The sequence below is a fragment of the Fibrobacter sp. UBA3629 genome, from assembly GCF_002374005.1.
In the GTDB taxonomy this organism is placed as follows: Bacteria; Fibrobacterota; Fibrobacteria; order Fibrobacterales; family Fibrobacteraceae; genus Fibrobacter.
This window is the reverse complement of the sequence record NZ_DFLC01000012.1, coordinates 232,231-248,716: the sequence shown is the minus strand read 5'-3', so window position 1 is coordinate 248,716 and position 16,486 is coordinate 232,231. Positions and strand designations below refer to the sequence as shown.

The following is a 16,486-nucleotide window of genomic DNA, read 5'->3' as shown; positions in this document are numbered from 1 at the left end:
AAAAAACTGATAATTCCGCATAAAAATTAAGTATTGGACGGGGTTGAAATCCCGTTCTATATTTGGCTGCGGATAAAAAATGTACGGAGACATGCTGAATGGAATTCAATACTGCTTTATTGCACCAGAATTTTGGTAGTGACCGATGTAGCGGTTCTACGCTTGCGCCGATTTACCAGGTGAGCGCCTTTTCACAGGATTCTGCCGAAAAACTCGAAGCCGTGTTCAACAACAAGGCTCCAGGTTTTGCGTATACGCGCATCGCGAACCCCACGAACGATTCCTTTGAGCGCCGAATCGCGTCGCTCGAGAAGGGCATTGGCGCGGTGGCCTGCTCTTCGGGCATGGCCGCGGTGACTATCTCGCTTTTGAACATTTTGCACGCGGGTGACGAGGTGATTGCGAGTGCCGGGCTTTTTGGCGGCACTATCGACCTGTTCCACGACCTGGAGGCGTTCGGCATCACGACGCGGTTCGTTACCGAAGTGACCGCCGAAAGCGTCCGCGAGCAACTGAACGAAAAGACTAAGGCGGTGTTTACCGAACTTATCGGGAACCCGAAACTGAATGTCGTTGACCTGAAGGCCGTTGCGGATGTTGCCCACGAGGGCGGTGTCCCGTTTATCGTCGATAGCACGACTGCAACCCCGTACCTTGTGCATCCCTTCGATTTCGGCGCGGATATCGTGGTGCATTCATCTTCGAAGTATATTAACGGCAGCGGTTCTGCGATTAGCGGCCTCATTGTTGATAGCGGGAACTTTCCTTGGGATTACGCCCGCTACAAGGGCCTCGAGGAATACAAACGTTTTGGCAAGTTCGCCTACATTGCGAAACTGCGCAACGGAATCTGGCGCAATGTGGGTTGCTGCGTTGCTCCCCAAACATCTTTCCTCAATTCGCTCGGGCTCGAAACTCTCGGCCTGCGCATGGATCGCCTTTGCAGCAACGCGCTGCAACTCTCGGAATTTTTGCAGGGTTTTGATGACATTTCTGTCAACTATCCGGCCCTGAAAAGCAGCCCCTATTACGACCTGGTGCAGAAGCAGCTTGGCGGCAGGGGAGGCGCAATCCTCACGATTGACGCGGGCACGAAGGAAAGGGCGTTCAAACTGATTAACGGGCTCAAGTACGCCACCATCGCCACCAATATCGGGGATATCCGCACGCTGGTAATTCACCCGGAAAGCACCATCTTTACGCACAGTTCCAAGGAACAGAAGGAACATGCGGGAATTTTCGAAGGGACTATCCGCGTGAGCATCGGGATTGAGGACATCGAGGATTTGAAAGAAGATTTTGAACAGGCGATTAAAAATATTTAAACGGAGATGCCCGCCTTCGCGGGCATGACAATAACGGAGACACAGAAAAATGGCAACGGATTATGCAACTCTTAAAAAGGGCGGTTGGATGCGCCAGAAGCAGAAGAACAACTTCTCGCTGCGGGTGCGCGTCGTGGGCGGAAACCTGACCGCTACCCAGCTCGCTAAAATCGCGGAAGTCGCCGACAAGTACGGCGAAGGCTACGCTCATTTGACCTCCAGGCAGAGCGTCGAAATCCCGTTCATCAAGCTGGAAAACGTAGAAGACGTGAAGGCGGCCTTGGCCGAAGGCGGCGTGGAACCGGGCGTTTGCGGACCGCGCGTGCGCACCATCACGGCATGCCAGGGCGAAGCGGTTTGCCCTAGTGGATGCATTGACACCTACGCGCTTGCCAAGGAACTCGACGACCGTTACTTTGCTCGCGAACTCCCGCACAAGTTCAAGTTCGGCGTGACCGGTTGCCAGAACAACTGCCTCAAGGCCGAAGAAAACGACGTGGGCATCAAGGGAGCCATCAAGGTCAAGTGGCTCGAAGACAAGTGCATCGGCTGCGGGCTTTGCGCAAAGACTTGCCGCAAGGGAGCCATCAAGGTCGAAAACAAGAAGGTTATCTTCGACGAATCGCAGTGCAACTTCTGCGGTCGCTGCTACAAGTCTTGCCCCACGGATGCCTGGGAAGATACCCACGGCTATATCGTGTCCTTCGGCGGTCTTTTCGGCAACAACATCAACAAGGGCGAAACGATTATCCCCTTCATCGAAGACAAGCAAAAACTGCTGGACATCTGCGATGCGGCCATCACGTTCTTTGCCGAGAACGCGAAACCCGGTGAACGTTTCAAGTACACCATTGATCGCATAGGCCGCGACGTCTTTGCGAAAAAAATTACGGAGGTTTACAATGGCTGAGGAATTCAAAATTGACGATACCATCGACATTACCGATGTCGTGTGCCCGACTACTTTCGTGAAGGCGAAGGTCGCCCTCGAGGAACTGGAAGAAGGTCAAATCCTTTCTATTCGCCTGAACGACGGCGAACCGGTGCAGAACGTGCCGCGCAGCATCAAGGAAGAGGGACACGAAATCTTGAAACTTGACGACAACCAGGACGGCACCTTCACGCTCATCGTGAAGAAGGCCGGAGACTAAATTGCGGGGCGCGCCCCCAAGGAGTATAAAATGTTTATTACTGTTGCAGGAAACAAGAAAGAATACAAGGACGGCCTCACCGTCGCAGAACTGATTGAAGCCGAGAAGATTGACAACCCGCTTTACGTGACGGTTTCGGTAAACGAGGAATTTGTGGAAGGCGGAACGTTTGACAAGGCCGTGCTCAAGGACGGCGACAGCGTTGAGTTCCTCTACTTCATGGGAGGCGGCTGCTAATGGCATTTACTAACGAACAGCTGGAGCGCTATTCCCGCCACATCATCTTGAAAGAGGTGGGCGCGAAGGGCCAAAAGAAGCTCCTGAATGCGAAAGTTCTCGTGATTGGTGCGGGTGGCCTCGGGGCTCCTGTGGCGATGTACCTTGCTGCAGCAGGCGTGGGCACCATCGGCATTGCCGATGCCGACGTGGTTGACCTTTCCAATCTGCAGCGCCAGATTATCCATGCGACGGCCGATGTAGGCAAGCCCAAGGTGCAGTCCGCGAAAGAGACGATGGAAGCGATGAACCCCGACGTGAAGGTGGTTACTTACCACACCTTCGTCACCAGCGAGAACATCCTCGACCTCATCAAGGATTACGATTTCATCATCGACGGCACGGACAATTTCCCGGCGAAGTTCCTCATTAACGACGCCTGCGTGATGGCGAAGAAACCGTTCTCCCATGCGGGAATCATCCGTTTCCAGGGACAGCTCATGACGTATGTTCCGGGCCAGGGCCCCTGCTACCGCTGCGTATTCAAGGAACCCCCTCCGAAAGATGCCGTGCCGACATGCAAGCAGGCGGGCGTGATTGGCGCCATGGGCGGAGTCATCGGTAGCCTGCAAGCGATGGAAGCTGTCAAGTACATTCTCGGTGTGGGTAATCTGCTCACGGGTTACCTGCTCACTTACAATGCGCTCACGATGGAATTCCGCAAGGTGAAACTGCCGACGCATACCGAAGACTGCGCCGTGTGCGGCACGCACCCGACCATCACCCAGCTCATCGACTACGAGCAGGCGGTCTGCGACTTGAAACACTAAATTAGATGAAAGAACGGGCTTCGCCCTATAGACGAAAGACGATAGATGGTCATAGGAATTATTTCAAATGATTACATTACCGAAATCTGAATACGAAAAAATCCTTGCGCACGCCCAAAAGAACCTCCCCGAAGAGGCCTGCGGGCTGATTGCGGGGCGCATCGAAGGTAGCGACAAGCATATCGAGAAGGTCTACCTGCTCACGAATATCGACCATTCCAACGAGCATTTTTCGCTGGACCCCAAGGAACAACTTGCCGCCATCAAGGACATGCGTGCAAACGGCCTCTCGCCGCTGGGTAACTGGCATTCCCATCCGGAATCCCCTTCGCGCCCGTCGGAAGAAGATAAGCGCCTTGTCTACGATTCTAGGGCGAGTTACTTGATTCTTTCGCTTATGGACCGCGAACATCCGGTGCTCAATTCCTTCCACATTGAGGGCGATACCGCTACGAATGAAGGTCTCGTAATCGCCTAAAGATTTCCGTACAACGGTGCCTCCGGGGCTTTAGTGAAATTCCTGCCCTGGAGGCACTTTTGCGTTTTTAGTGCAAAAATGGTATTTTTGCGTTGTTTTGTCTAACAACGGCTTTTTCTGTGCGGTAGATGAAATCGGGCCTCCCTTATCTATATTATACATGGGTTTGTTATGGATAGGTTGAAACAATCCGATTGGAGAGAAAAATGAAAAACCTATCCGTATTTTCGGTAGCTCTGCTGTGTGCCTCTATGGCCATTGCGGCGGAAAATTCAATATACACCGGCACATTCTTCGACGATAGCGGAGCATACTTTGGCCCCGACTGCGAAAAGGATGGCACGCAATCTACGGGCGCCTACTATACGGGCGATTACACGAGCCCGTTCAAGACTTTCCTCGGCAAGACGGACAAGGACATCCAGGACAAGCTGGATGAACTCTGGAACCATTACTTTGGCGGCCAGAACGACAAGACCGTGTATTACGAAGACAACGACGGCGGCTACATTGTCGATATAAACAATAACGACATCCGCTCCGAGGGCATGAGCTACGGCATGATGATTGCCGTGCAGACCAACCACAAGGAACAGTTCGGCAAACTCTGGAACTGGGCCAAGAAACACATGTGGAAGGACCCTGCCACGGGCGGCTCCGGCTATTTCGCGTGGCAGGCGAACCGCGACGGTTCCGTGCGCGACTGGGGCAACGCTCCCGATGGCGAAATCTACTTCATGATGTCGCTCCTGTTTGCTGCCCACCGCTGGAACGACGAAGGCTACATGAGGGATGCGCAGAGCATCTTGAAGGCCTGCTGGAAAGGCAACGGCCAATCCCTGTACAGCGAACAGTCTTTTATCGCGACCTTCCAGCCGTCTGATGGCAACAACACTTGGGGCGACGCCTCTTACAGTTTGCCCGCATTCGTGGACATGTTCAGCCGCTGGTCGACTACCAACACCGACAAGTGGAAAAAGGCGACGAAGGCCACCCGCGACCACATCTACAATTCCGCAAACCCGCAGTCGGGCCTGTGCAGCGACTACAGCAACTTCGACGGAACTCCGCATTACGCTTTCAGCGACAACTCCACCAAGTACGCGTTCGATGCCATCCGTTGCCCCATGAACTACGGCATGGACAGCTACCTGTTCGGCGTGGATATGGAACGCCAGACGAAAATCGCGAAGGTGATTACCGACTTCTTCGAGAAGGACGGCTACAGGCACGGGCATTTCAACTGGGACGGCACCAACGGATACGGCGATTTCACCATCGGCCAGGCGGGCGCGAATGCGGTTGCTACCTACGCCCTGCTTGAAGAAGAGGGCTACAAGGATTTGGTCAAGAAGGTGCTGCAGAAGGCCTGGGATTCCAAGCCCATCGTCGGTAGCCAGCGTTACTACGACGGCCTGGTGCATTACCTCGCTATGCTCCATCTCACCGGCAACTTCAAGATTTGGAAGAAGAAGCCCGAGATCGAGAAAAAGACGGCAGAAGGTGAATACAATGGCGTAAGTTATGAAAACGACACCACGTTCCACGCGTTTGAATCGTGCAAGCTCTACGAGGTGACGGTGAAGAAACCGGAAAAGGTGATTGCCACGGCTTCTCTCGGCAACGTGAATGTCCATGCGTCCGGCAACTCGCTCTTTATCGATGGCGCAGCGGTCGGAACGAAATTCTTTGTTGCTGACCTCAATGGCCGTGTGCTGAAGGCTTCGGAAATCACTTCTGTGAATCAGGAAATCCGCATCGGCGCTCGGGGTGTGCTGCTCGTGAACGTCGGCGGCAAGGTCCACAAGATCGCGAAATAGTATTTTGTTGTTTGTTGCTTGTCTATCGGGGTGAGCTTGCCGCTGACCCTGATTTTTTTTTGATGGAGGACTTAATTTCTTGATACTTAACGAATTAGAAAAAAAGAAAAATTTTCCGAAAACATTTTTAGGAAAGGCGTTTTTTACTTCGTAAAACAGACTGCGGCCGTGCTGAAAATTTTTATTTTTGGAACGTTGAATTTTTAATTTGAATTGGTAGAAAAAGATGTTTAAAGTAGGTTTTGATAACGAAGCGTACCTCAAGACGCAGTCCGAAAAAATTGCCGAACGCATCGCGAAGTTCGGTGGAAAACTTTACCTGGAATTTGGCGGAAAACTGTTTGATGACCATCACGCATCCCGCGTGTTGCCTGGCTTCGCGCCCGACAGTAAGATCCGCATGCTCGAAAAAATCAAGGACAAGGCCGAAGTCATTATCGCCATCAATGCGGGTGACATCGAAAAGAACAAGGTCCGCGGCGACCTCGGCATTACCTACGACCAGGACGTGCTCCGCCTGATTGACGCGTTCCGCGGTTATGGCCTCTACGTGAGCTCTGTGGTGCTGACCCGCTGGCAGGAACAGCCGAGTGCCGTTGCTTACCAGAAGAAGCTTGAAGGACTGGGACTCAAGGTTTACCGCCACTACCCGATTGCGGGTTACCCGAGCAATATTCCTTTGGTTGTAAGCGATGACGGCTACGGCAAGAACGAGTTTGTCGAAACGACTCGCGAACTCGTCGTGGTGACGGCTCCCGGCCCCGGGAGTGGAAAGATGGCCGTCTGCCTCTCGCAGATTTATCACGAGAACAAGCGTGGCATCAAGGCCGGTTATGCGAAGTTCGAGACGTTCCCCATCTGGAACATCCCGCTCAAGCATCCGGTGAACCTCGCGTACGAGGCGGCGACCGCTGACCTGAACGACGTGAACATGATTGACCCGTTCCATTTGGAAGCTTACGGACAAACTACAATCAACTACAACCGCGATGTGGAAATTTTTCCGGTGCTGAACGCGCTGTTTACGCGCATTCTGGGTGAATCTCCGTACAAGAGCCCCACGGACATGGGCGTGAACATGGCGGGCAACTGCATTATCGACGATGATGCCGTTTGCGAGGCGGCCAAGCAGGAAATCATCCGCCGCTACTATAACACGCTCTGCGACGTGCGCAAGGGCAATGCGGAAAAGGACCAGATTTACAAGCAGGAACTCATCATGGAGCAGGCGCAGATCAGCACTGTTGACCGCCCCGTGATTGCGGCTGCTGTTGAAAAGGCTGAAATAACTGGCGGCCCGGCGGTTGCCATCCAGCTGAATGACGGTGTAATCATCTCGGCGAAGACTTCTTCGCTGTTGGGCGCTTCTTCTGCCATGTTGCTCGACGCGCTCAAGCACCTCGCGAAGATTCCCGACGAAGTGCGCCTGCTTTCGCCGATGGTCATCGAGCCGATTCAGAATCTGAAGACGAAACAGCTCGGACACAAGAACCCGCGCTTGCACATGGACGAGGCCCTCGTGGCGCTTTCCGTCTGTGCTCTCACGGACTACAACGCGAAAATCGCCCTAGAGAAACTGCCGGAACTCCGCCACTGCGAAGTGCATTCCAGCGTTATCCTCTCGCAGGTCGATGTGGGCGTGTTCCGCCGCCTGGGCGTGAACCTCACGACGGAACCGAATTACCAATCCGGCAATCTGTACCACGGGTAATAACGTTCGCTAATCGGCGCAATACTGCGTTGCTCGCCTCCTTGCGTACTTTAGTACGCTACGGAGGCTCGCGCCTTGTCTTGCTTGATTATCCAACGTTCTGGCTAAAAAGAGTTGCGGCCTTGCTCTGCTCGCTTATCCAGTTTTTTTTGACAAATGTTGTTGAAATCCGATACGAAAAATTAAGAAGGCCGCGATTTCGCGGCCTTCTTTAATGACGTTTTGCGCGTAATTACTTCACACTAGCCGTCAGCAGTTTCGTAATTGCTGCCACATACTCAGCCGGGTTCGGGAGCGGAGAACCTTCGGCAAGCAGAGCCTGACCGTAGAGGGCCTTCGGCCAATCGCCCAGGTCTTCCTTCGCGGAGGCGTTCAGTGCGAACAGGAGCACAGCAATGAATGCGATTGCTGTTTTCTTGAAATATTTGGACAAATTAGTTACCGCCGTTTCGTGCAATACCTATCAGGTAGAATAGACCGAAAACTACGATATCCGCCGCCACGATGGTCGAACCCACGGGAGTCCCGGCGAGAATAGCGACTACGATGCCGATAAGCGAGCAAATCACGGATATGGTGGCCGCAGCGACCGTTACCGAGAAAAAGCTCTTGAATACGCGCATGGCCGAAAGTGCCGGGAAAACCACGAGGGCCGATACCAAAAGCGCACCCACAAGGTTCATGGCGAGTACGATAATCGTTGCCACGATGACGGCAATCAGCAGGTTGAAAAGTGCAGTGTTGACGCCCGTGGCTCGTGCGAAATTCTCGTCGAACGTGATGGAGAAAATCTTGTTGTAGAAGAGGACGAAGCAGAAGATGACTATGCAAGAGAGTACGATGCACAGGATGACCTCTTCCAGTTTCAGCGTGAGGATGGACGTGGAACCGAAAAGCGTAGTGCACACGTCGCCCGAGATGTTTGCCGAGGTGGAAAAGATGTTCATCAGCAGGTAGCCGATGGCGAGCGCGCCGACCGATACCATGGCGACGGCGGCATCACCCTTGATGCGAGCGTTTTTCCCGGTGCAGAGCAGGAGTACAGCCACGGCTATGGTTGCCGGCAAGATGATGAGCATGTTGTTTGTCACCTTGAGTACTGCTGCAATGGCAAGTGCGCCGAATGCAACGTGTGAGAGGCCGTCACCGATATAGGAGTAGCGTTTGAGTACGAGGGTTACGCCCAGCAGTGACGAACAGAGCGATACGAGTACGCCTACGACAATCGCGTAGCGCACGAAGGGAAAGTCTAGGTAGAAAAGAAGCGTATCAATTGGCATACCGTACATTGTCATCCCCGCGAATGCGGGGATCTCCTTGACTTGAGGTTTTATCTTCCTTTAACTGATATTTGGTCGAAGTTCATCACGCGGGTAGCATCGTCCAGGGCGGAGTCCACGTCGTGCGTGACCATCACGATGGTCATGCCCTTCTTGTGCAGGTCATTGATGACGCGGTACATTGTTTCCGTAGATTCGGGATCGAGGCCGGTTACGGGCTCGTCGAGAAGCAATAAACGATCGGCAGCGCAGAGGGCCCGGGCCAAGAGCACGCGCTGCTTTTGGCCTCCCGAAAGCTCGCGGAAGCACGACTTGCGCAAGCTTTCGGTACGGGTGAGCGCCATGCATTCCATGGCGCGCTCCCGCTGGGCCCGTCCATAAAACGGCAGCAGGCGGAACTTGCCCTGGAATGCGGAAAGAACGATTTCTTCCACCGATGCGGGAAAATCCCTCTGGACTAGCGTCATCTGCGGCAGGTAACCGATTTCACTGCGCTTGAGCCCTTCGCAGAGTTCGATATCTCCGGACTTGGGCTTGAGCAAGCCTGCGATTCCACGGAGGAACGTTGTCTTGCCGGAACCGTTGCGTCCGATGATGCAGAGGTAGTCCCCGACATTCACGTCGTAATCCAGGTCGCGGACCAGGTCCTTGCTTCCGTAGCCGAGCGTCAGCTGGCGGCATTTGATCAGAGGGATTATTTCGTTCATATTATTTTAAAGCCTTTTTCAATACTTCCAGATTGTCGCGCATGATGGAGAGGTAATCGACGCCGGCCTTTATCTGTTCGTCCGTCACCGACTGCATCGAATTGAGCGTCAAGACCTGCGCGTTCTTGGAGTTCTTGCTTGCTTCGAGAATGGCTCGGGCGATTCTCCCGTCGCTGCCGTCGATAGTCAAAATGGCGGGGAGCGCAAGCGAATCCATCTTGTTCGCAAGGAAGGTTACAGTCTCGAAACTCGCTTCGCTCTCGGCGGAACAGCCGGCAAATGCGGCATAGTACTTAATGCCATAATCGTCCACCAGATAGCGAAACGGGAAACGGTCGCCGAATAGGATAGTTTCGTGGGTCGCCTCGGCAACGGCATCGGCATATTCGTCGTCAATTTCGTTCAGCTTGACAGTATAGTCAGCTGCGTTCGATCTGTATGTTTCGGCATTTGCGGTGTCGATTTTGACCAGGGCTTTGACGATGTCCACGCCAACCAGGTATTTGGCCGCTACCAGCGAAAGCCAGATGTGCTCGTCGTTCTCGACTTCTTCGTGGTGATGATGCTCGTCTTCGTGCTTTTCGGCATGCTCATGATGTTCATGCTCATGTTCTTCGGCTTCTTCGCCGTGCTCATGGTGATGTTCCTCTACCTGCATGCCCTCCACGACTTCTTCTTCCTTGATGCGGTCGCCGAGAGCCTTCATCAGGTTCAACGCGATGCGCCCCTCCTTCGGGGTTGCCTCAAGAGCTTTCTCAATCCATTCGTCAGACTCGCCGCCCACGTAAACGACAAGGTCGGCCTTGGCGATGGTCGCAATGTCCTTGGCCGAGGGCTTGTAGCTGTGAAGGTCGGTGCCGTTCTTGATGAGCAGTTTCAGGTCAACTGCATCGGCACGCTCGCCGATCACGTTCTTCAACCAGTCGTACTGCGGGTAGATGGTCGCGACGACGGAAATCTTTTTCGGTGCGGAATCTTTTTTCCCGGATTCCGTGTTGCAGGCGGTCAGCATTAATACCGACGCAAAAAGCAGTATTGCAATGGATGCAATTTTTTTCATATAAAGGTCCTTGTCCGTATGGACAAATGTTGTTGATGTTGTTATGCGGCTTTGTACCGCTCGTCGTCTTGGGTGCGACGCACTTCAATTCAACAACAGGACCTTTTGCGAAACAAGGGTGGCTCGGCACGTATCGAGAGCCTTGATGCGGGGGAGCCTGAAAAACACGCAGCAGAGCGCGATTTCAAAAGGTGCGACGACCATTTCCATGCAGACCGTAATCAGTTCCAGACAGCGATGGATATGGTGACAGACGTGGCAATGTTCGCCGTGGCAATGGTGTTCCAGGTGGCGTGACACATAGAGCGACGCCAAGATAACCAGAAGCTTGTCGAACAGGGCCTTAAACATGGTGCATCCGCCTCCGCGGGAGGGGTTTCTTCGCGGCTATGGAGCATCCGGCGCAGCGCCCGAGCAAAACCGACTGCTGCTGGTCCAGTTCAAAGCCGCTTACGCGCTGTACCGAAAGTTGCAACATCTTGAGTGCGGGGCCTTCCAGGTGGAAAAACTTGCCGCATTCCTTGCACACGAGGTGCATTTTCTCCTGGCACTTGCTCGGGCCAGTGTAGCGGTACTGGAGTTCCTTGTTCTCTTCGGCCCCGACAATCTGGACGATGCCCGCTTTTTCGAGACGGGCGAGGTTCCTGTAGATGGTGCTCAGGGAAACGGAGCGCAGGTCCTGGGCTATATCGGAGGCCTTGAAAATCCGGTCAGGATTCTTGACCATGAAGTCCATGATGACTTGTCGCGTTTTCGTCTTGTATTCTAATTTGCAAATCATTCGCAAATTCAAATTTAACAAAAAATGGGCCCGGTGTCAACGAAAAGAGTCGTCATTCCGACCCTGTTTTTTTTGTATATTTCAAAAAAACTTACAGAGGTAAAACATGAACGAAGACAAAGTCCCGGAAACTGTTGTCGTGGAACCTGTGCCGGAAACCGCAGCCGTTGCGCATCCGGCGGGAAAATTTATGTGGAGCATGGCTCTTGGCGGGCCGATTATTTCGTGGTTTTTCCATCGCAAGGAGCTGGAAAAGAGCGCAAAGAGTTTTTTCTTGCCGATGCTTGGGTGGAATATCCTGACGAATATGGTAGATAAGGCACTAACCGCTGGCTCTAAAATGACATCTCCGGAAACCTTGAATGTCTACGATATCTTGGGAATGGTCTGGTTTTTTGTTTCCATTTTCATTTTGGGAAGATTAGGCGCTTCTAAAATAAAGGAATGTCTCCCGGAATATGCGCCAGAAGTCTATAAGCCCCGTGAACGCAAGGGAATTATTTTGGGTGTAGTAATCCTAGTTGTTGTTTTTGTTGTTGCGTTCTTTGCTCCCATCTTTTTTGACTTAGGCTGAAAATGAATTTAGAATGAAAAAAGGCCGCGAGTGAATCGCGGTCTTTTTAATGTTCAGGGTTAGATCCTTCGCGCCTTGTGTCACTTCACGCTGGCGGTCAGCAACTTGGTAATTGCCGCAACATACTCTGCCGGGTTCGGGAGCGGAGAGCCTTCGGCAAGCAAAGCCTGACCGTAGAGGGCCTTCGGCCAATCGCCCAGGTCTTCCTTCGCTTCCACTTTCTTCTTGAGCATTTCGCAAATCGGGTGCGTCGGGTTGATTTCCAGGATACGCTTGCTCTTCGGCAAGTTCTTCTGGCCCATGGCCTTCATCATGCGTTCCATCTGGGCGCTCATGGCGTCTTCGCTGGTCACAAGGCAGCAGGGGCTATCCTTCAGGCGGCTAGACACGCGGACTTCCTTGATGTCTTCGTCCAAGACCTTCTGCAGGTTTTCGCAGAGGCCCTTGAAGATTCCCTTGTTTTCTTCTTCGGCCTTCTTTTCGTCTTCGGTCTTTTCGAAGTCCACATCACCGCGGGCGATGTCGTGGAACTTCTTGTCGCCGAATTCGGTGAGGCTAGACATCATGAATTCGTCGATGCCGTCGCTCATGAGCAACACTTCGTAACCCTTGGCCTTGAAGGCTTCGAGCATCGGGTTAGACTTCACGGCGTTCTTGTCGCCAATGAGGTAGTAGATTTCCTTCTGGCCTTCCGGCATGCGCTTCACGTATTCGTCGAGGCCCACGAGAGCGTCGCCTTCGGTCTTGGTGCTTTCGAAACGGAGCAACTTCTTGAGTTCGTCAAGATGTTCCCAGTTCATGTAGAAGCCTTCCTTCAACACCATGCCGAGTTCGCGCCACCAGGCGTTGTACTTTGCGGCATCCTTGTCGGCCATGTTCTGCAGGGTGTCGAGCACCTTCTTGATCACGTGCTTACGAATGTTGATGATAATCTTGTTGTTCTGCAAGATTTCGCGGGATACGTTCAGCGGCAAGTCTTCACTATCGACCACACCGCGCACAAAGCGGAGCCACGGTGGCAGCAAATCCTTGCAGTCGTCCATGATAAAGACTTTCTTCACGTAGAGCTTGAGGCCGTGCAAGGCGTCGTTGTGCCAGATGTTGAACGGGGCCTTCGACGGAATGTACACGAGGCTCCAGAATTCCTGGGAACCTTCGGCGTGGCTGTGGCTCCAGGCGGCCGGTTCGTCGGCTTCGTGGCTGATGACGTTGTAGAAATCCTTATACTGTTCTTCGGTGACTTCCTTTTCGCTCTGGCGCCACAATGCCTGCTTTTCGTTCAAACGTTCTTCAGGCTTTTCTTCGAGTTCGCCCTTGTCGTTCTTGGTCGGCTCCGGGTGGAAGTAGATGCCATAGCTCACGAAGCCGCTGTACTTCTGAACGATGTCCTTGATTTTCCATTCGCTGGCAAAGTCGCCCGCATCTTCGTCGTCCTTCAGGTACAAAGTAATCTTGGTGCCCACCTTGTCGCGCGGGGCTTCAGAAATTTCAAATTCGCCCGTGCCTTCGGAAGACCACAGGTAACCCTGAGTTTCGCCGGCCTTGAGGGTCAGCACTTCGACCTTCTTTGCGACCATGAACACGGAGTAGAAGCCCACACCGAACTGGCCGATGAGATCGACGCTGCCCTTGTCGCCTTCCTTCAAATTCTTGATGAAGTTCTTGGTGCCGCTACGGGCGATGGTGCCCAGGCAGTTGATCAAGTCTTCCTTGTTCATGCCGATACCGTTATCTTCGACAACGATGCGCTTGCCTTCCTTGTTCACCGAGATATCGATGCGGAGCTGCGTGCCCTGCGGCAAGAGTTCTGCGTTTGAAAGCGAGAGGAAACGGCGCTTGTCCAGTGCGTCCGCCGCGTTCGAGACGAGCTCGCGGAGGAAGATTTCCTTGTTGCTGTAAAGGGAGTTGATCATCAAGTTCAGCATGTCGCGAACTTCGGTCTGGAATTCCATCTTCTCTGTTGCCATTTTACGTCCTTTCCTTTTTGTCATTCCCGCGCAGACGGGAATCTCCGTTATGTTTAATTTTCGAGCGGCTTAGACTGCCAAGATGTTTCAAAATGAAACAAAACAACGGTCCTGCCTTGTTTTCGCTATAGAAGATGCAAGAACCGTGCCAAAAATGGTGGGAAAACTACCGGAGGGCGTTGCCTAGCCAAACTCCCAACATTCTAGCGGCAGTGCCGTATTGAAGGTATCCGGCGATAAATTCTAAAGCGAAGATGGGAATGCCGATAGCTATCCCGATGCGTTCCCGTTTTTTGAAAGCCTTTTGGTCATAGTTTGGAACGGCTTTCTTGAGTAGAACGAGGCCGAGTTTTCCGATGAAAAACCAATAGAAGAGGCAGACGATAATGACAATGATGGCATATAAAAAGGGACCGAAGGCTAATCCAGAATAATTAGCCTTTGAAAGCATGTAGAATAAAGATTTGGACACGCACTCAATGCCGAATAGGGGCAAAAAGAACTTTGTGCTAAACTTGTCGGTTTTCTTAAGGTACTTGTAGTGGCATAGCCACGAGACGAAAACTCCGGCCAGAATGACACTCCACAGGACGCCTTTTTGACGGAACTGTTGCTCTATGGCGATGTCCTGTTCTTGCCCGGGCCCTATGACGGCAACGGTATCACCCGGTTCAGGAGAGGTTTCGCAAGACTTGATGTCTGACGCACCGGCATCGGGCAAAGTTTCTGTTGCAACAGGCGCTACCTGCTCCACAACGGTCTGCTTGACAACCGGCGGCACGGCAATGCCAGGAGAGGCTTGCGCAGAAGCCTTTTCGGTAAGGGACGGAGCAGGCTCCTTGTTCAGCGGATGCTCTGGATTGAGTGCGTCACACCAGAGGCACCGCGGCATATCGTCTTCGTATTTTCCACCGCATTTATAACAAACAATCATGCGATTGATTCCTCCTAAACCCAATAATCTCCCTTTACGGGACTAGATAAAGATCAGTCCGAGGATACCCACGGCCCATACGTACCAGGCGAAGTGCTGGAACTTGCCCTTCTGCAAGAAGGTCATGAGCCACTTGAGGGCGATAATGCCAAAGATAAACGACACGACCATGCCCACCAAAAGTTCGGGGGTAAAGCCACCGGCATCGGCACACTTCAAAGCCTTTTCCGGGTCGAGAAGAGCCTTTTCGGGAGTCATGCTTTGGCACTTGGCCCACTTGATGACGTCGAGGAGGGCTGCGCCACCCACGGCGGGGATACTCATGAGGAAGCTGAATTCGCCAGCGTACTTGCGGTTCACACCCATGAACATCATGGCGCTGATGGTGGAGCCGCTGCGGCTGATGCCCGGAATGCAGGCGATGCCCTGGACGATACCGGTTACGAGCGCGCGCCACCAGTTCATCTTGACGCCAACGCTCTCCGGATGCTTGGCGCCGGTCGGGCCCCACTGGGAGGTAAACAGGAGCAAGCCGGTAAAGAGTTCGGCCACGCACACGGCCCGCGGGTTCTCGAAAAGGCCTTCCAGCAAGTCCTTGAAGCCGAGGCCGATCATCGCTGTCGGGATGCTTGCTAGAATGATGTAGCCTGCTTCGCGCAACTGGTCCGGATTACGGCGGATGCAGCCCACGATGATGTCGGTAATCTTCTTGTGGAACACCACGAAGATGGAAAGGAGCGTCCCGGCGTGGAGCATGATGTCGAAGAACATGCCCGCCTCGTTCATGCCAAGGAGTTCGTGGCCCAGCACGAGGTGGCCGGAGCTGGAAATGGGGAGGAATTCGGCGAGGCCCTGCAAAAGGCCGAGGATGATGGATTCAATCATGGATGGAAATATAGTATTTTGCTATCTTCAGCGACATGTGCAAACGTTTTCTCCTGTGCTTTCACGATTTGAGCGTCTGGAATTTCCGGACGGTGGTTCCGGTCTTGGGAACGTTGAAAGACCTTTGCGGACGTGCGTTCAGCGTCCTCGTGATTCCCTGCACGGACGGAGCAGACGAACGGACTGTCGCTGAATTCCGGGAGGCGCTGCATCTCCTTGTCGCTGACGGCTTTGAACTTTCGCTCCACGGTTACAAGCACAAGGCCGAATTCAGCCAGGGCCGCAGCTATTTTGGTCTCATGAGCATGAACCTCACGGGAGGCGAGGCGGAATTTGCCGGCCTTAGCGAGTTCGAATCCGGGAGGCTCCTGCGCGAGGCGGAATCCGCATGGAAGCAACTGTTTGCGGGGGGCGAGAGGCCTGCTGCCTTTATCCCGCCCACCTGGTACAGCAACAGGTTCCTGCCCCATCAGGTCCGGAACATGGGTATGCTGTACGAGAACAGGTTCATGGTGGTGAAGGCCAACGGCAAACGCTATTTTTCGCCGGTGACGAGTTTTGCGGGCATTCCCGATGCCTTGATGAACACGGCCTTCGGGTTCGGCAAGTTTATTCTGGACCTGCCGGTGGGGCTTCCGCGGATCGCGCTTCATCCGGTCGACTTCCCGGACCGTAAGGCCAAGGTCTATGACCTGGTGCGTGCGGCGCTCGGCAGCGACCGCAAGCTTGCGCTTTACAGCGAACTCTAGCCGCGGCGAACCCTAGCC

At 53.4% G+C, this 16,486-nt stretch carries 19 protein-coding genes; 10 read left to right on the top strand and 9 right to left on the bottom strand.

The genetic code is table 11. From position 1 onward, the window contains the following. Window positions 1-98 precede the first annotated feature (98 nt). The 8 genes from B2310_RS04770 to B2310_RS04735 all read left to right on the top strand — a co-directional run bounded on the left by B2310_RS04770 (window position 99) and on the right by B2310_RS04735 (window position 7,531). Window positions 99-1,325, top strand: coding sequence for an O-acetylhomoserine aminocarboxypropyltransferase/cysteine synthase family protein (locus B2310_RS04770; protein ID WP_290729055.1), 1,227 nt, complete (start codon window positions 99-101; stop codon window positions 1,323-1,325). Window positions 1,326-1,374: 49 nt separating this feature from the next. Further along, a complete protein-coding gene (locus B2310_RS04765) occupies window positions 1,375-2,235 on the top strand; it encodes a 4Fe-4S binding protein (RefSeq protein ID WP_290729053.1) in 861 nt (286 codons plus the stop codon). Then, window positions 2,228-2,476, top strand: a complete 249-nt coding sequence (locus B2310_RS04760; protein ID WP_290729051.1) for a sulfurtransferase TusA family protein — start codon at window positions 2,228-2,230, stop codon at window positions 2,474-2,476. Before B2310_RS04765 ends, B2310_RS04760 begins: the two co-directional genes overlap by 8 nt. A 30-nt stretch (window positions 2,477-2,506) precedes the next feature. Further along, complete coding sequence (gene thiS / locus B2310_RS04755; RefSeq protein WP_073189598.1) at window positions 2,507-2,713, top strand: sulfur carrier protein ThiS; 207 nt, start codon at window positions 2,507-2,509, stop codon at window positions 2,711-2,713. Continuing rightward, complete coding sequence (locus B2310_RS04750; protein ID WP_290729048.1) at window positions 2,713-3,522, top strand: HesA/MoeB/ThiF family protein; 810 nt, start codon at window positions 2,713-2,715, stop codon at window positions 3,520-3,522. Before thiS ends, B2310_RS04750 begins: the two co-directional genes overlap by 1 nt. A gap of 67 nt (window positions 3,523-3,589) precedes the next feature. Further along, the gene (locus B2310_RS04745) at window positions 3,590-4,000 is read left to right on the top strand and encodes a M67 family metallopeptidase (RefSeq protein WP_290729046.1); all 411 of its coding nucleotides are present in this window, start codon (window positions 3,590-3,592) and stop codon (window positions 3,998-4,000) included. 206 nt (window positions 4,001-4,206) lie between these two features. Then, the gene (locus B2310_RS04740; RefSeq protein WP_290729044.1) at window positions 4,207-5,820 is read left to right on the top strand and encodes a glycosyl hydrolase family 8; all 1,614 of its coding nucleotides are present in this window, start codon (window positions 4,207-4,209) and stop codon (window positions 5,818-5,820) included. 226 nt (window positions 5,821-6,046) lie between these two features. Then, complete coding sequence (locus tag B2310_RS04735; protein WP_290729042.1) at window positions 6,047-7,531, top strand: DUF1846 domain-containing protein; 1,485 nt, start codon at window positions 6,047-6,049, stop codon at window positions 7,529-7,531. A 232-nt stretch (window positions 7,532-7,763) separates the two neighbouring features. Here B2310_RS04735 and B2310_RS04730 read toward each other — a convergent pair whose 3' ends face one another. The 6 genes from B2310_RS04730 to B2310_RS04705 form a co-directional block, all read right to left on the bottom strand. After that, entirely contained in the window at window positions 7,764-7,964 is a 201-nt protein-coding gene (locus B2310_RS04730) for a hypothetical protein (RefSeq protein WP_290723278.1), read from the bottom strand. Between the two features lies 1 nt (window position 7,965). Further along, complete coding sequence (locus tag B2310_RS04725) at window positions 7,966-8,811, bottom strand: metal ABC transporter permease (protein WP_290723276.1); 846 nt, start codon at window positions 8,809-8,811, stop codon at window positions 7,966-7,968. A 50-nt stretch (window positions 8,812-8,861) separates the two neighbouring features. After that, the gene (locus tag B2310_RS04720) at window positions 8,862-9,518 is read right to left on the bottom strand and encodes a metal ABC transporter ATP-binding protein (protein WP_290723274.1); all 657 of its coding nucleotides are present in this window, start codon (window positions 9,516-9,518) and stop codon (window positions 8,862-8,864) included. Between the two features lies 1 nt (window position 9,519). After that, window positions 9,520-10,578, bottom strand: coding sequence for a metal ABC transporter substrate-binding protein (locus B2310_RS04715; RefSeq protein ID WP_290729040.1), 1,059 nt, complete (start codon window positions 10,576-10,578; stop codon window positions 9,520-9,522). An 84-nt stretch (window positions 10,579-10,662) separates the two neighbouring features. Beyond that, window positions 10,663-10,929, bottom strand: a complete 267-nt coding sequence (locus tag B2310_RS04710; RefSeq protein WP_290729038.1) for a hypothetical protein — start codon at window positions 10,927-10,929, stop codon at window positions 10,663-10,665. Then, window positions 10,922-11,359: a Fur family transcriptional regulator gene (locus B2310_RS04705; protein WP_097035177.1), complete on the bottom strand. Its 438-nt coding sequence runs from the start codon at window positions 11,357-11,359 to the stop codon at window positions 10,922-10,924. The genes B2310_RS04710 and B2310_RS04705 overlap by 8 nt, the downstream gene beginning before the upstream one ends. Before the next feature lie 106 nt (window positions 11,360-11,465). Between B2310_RS04705 and B2310_RS04700 the strand changes: the two genes are divergently transcribed. Beyond that, a complete protein-coding gene (locus B2310_RS04700) occupies window positions 11,466-11,933 on the top strand; it encodes a hypothetical protein (RefSeq protein WP_290729036.1) in 468 nt (155 codons plus the stop codon). An 80-nt stretch (window positions 11,934-12,013) separates the two neighbouring features. Here B2310_RS04700 and htpG read toward each other — a convergent pair whose 3' ends face one another. The 3 genes from htpG to B2310_RS04685 all read right to left on the bottom strand — a co-directional run bounded on the left by htpG (window position 12,014) and on the right by B2310_RS04685 (window position 15,719). Next, window positions 12,014-13,900: a molecular chaperone HtpG gene (gene htpG, locus B2310_RS04695; RefSeq protein WP_290729034.1), complete on the bottom strand. Its 1,887-nt coding sequence runs from the start codon at window positions 13,898-13,900 to the stop codon at window positions 12,014-12,016. A gap of 166 nt (window positions 13,901-14,066) precedes the next feature. Further along, a complete protein-coding gene (locus B2310_RS04690; protein ID WP_290729031.1) occupies window positions 14,067-14,834 on the bottom strand; it encodes a hypothetical protein in 768 nt (255 codons plus the stop codon). 42 nt (window positions 14,835-14,876) lie between these two features. Beyond that, on the bottom strand, window positions 14,877-15,719 hold the full coding sequence (locus tag B2310_RS04685) for an undecaprenyl-diphosphate phosphatase (protein ID WP_290729029.1): 843 nt from the start codon (window positions 15,717-15,719) through the stop codon (window positions 14,877-14,879). A gap of 35 nt (window positions 15,720-15,754) precedes the next feature. Here B2310_RS04685 and B2310_RS04680 point away from each other — a divergent pair, with 35 nt between their 5' ends. Continuing rightward, the gene (locus tag B2310_RS04680) at window positions 15,755-16,468 is read left to right on the top strand and encodes a DUF2334 domain-containing protein (protein ID WP_290729027.1); all 714 of its coding nucleotides are present in this window, start codon (window positions 15,755-15,757) and stop codon (window positions 16,466-16,468) included. Window positions 16,469-16,486: the final 18 nt, after the last annotated feature.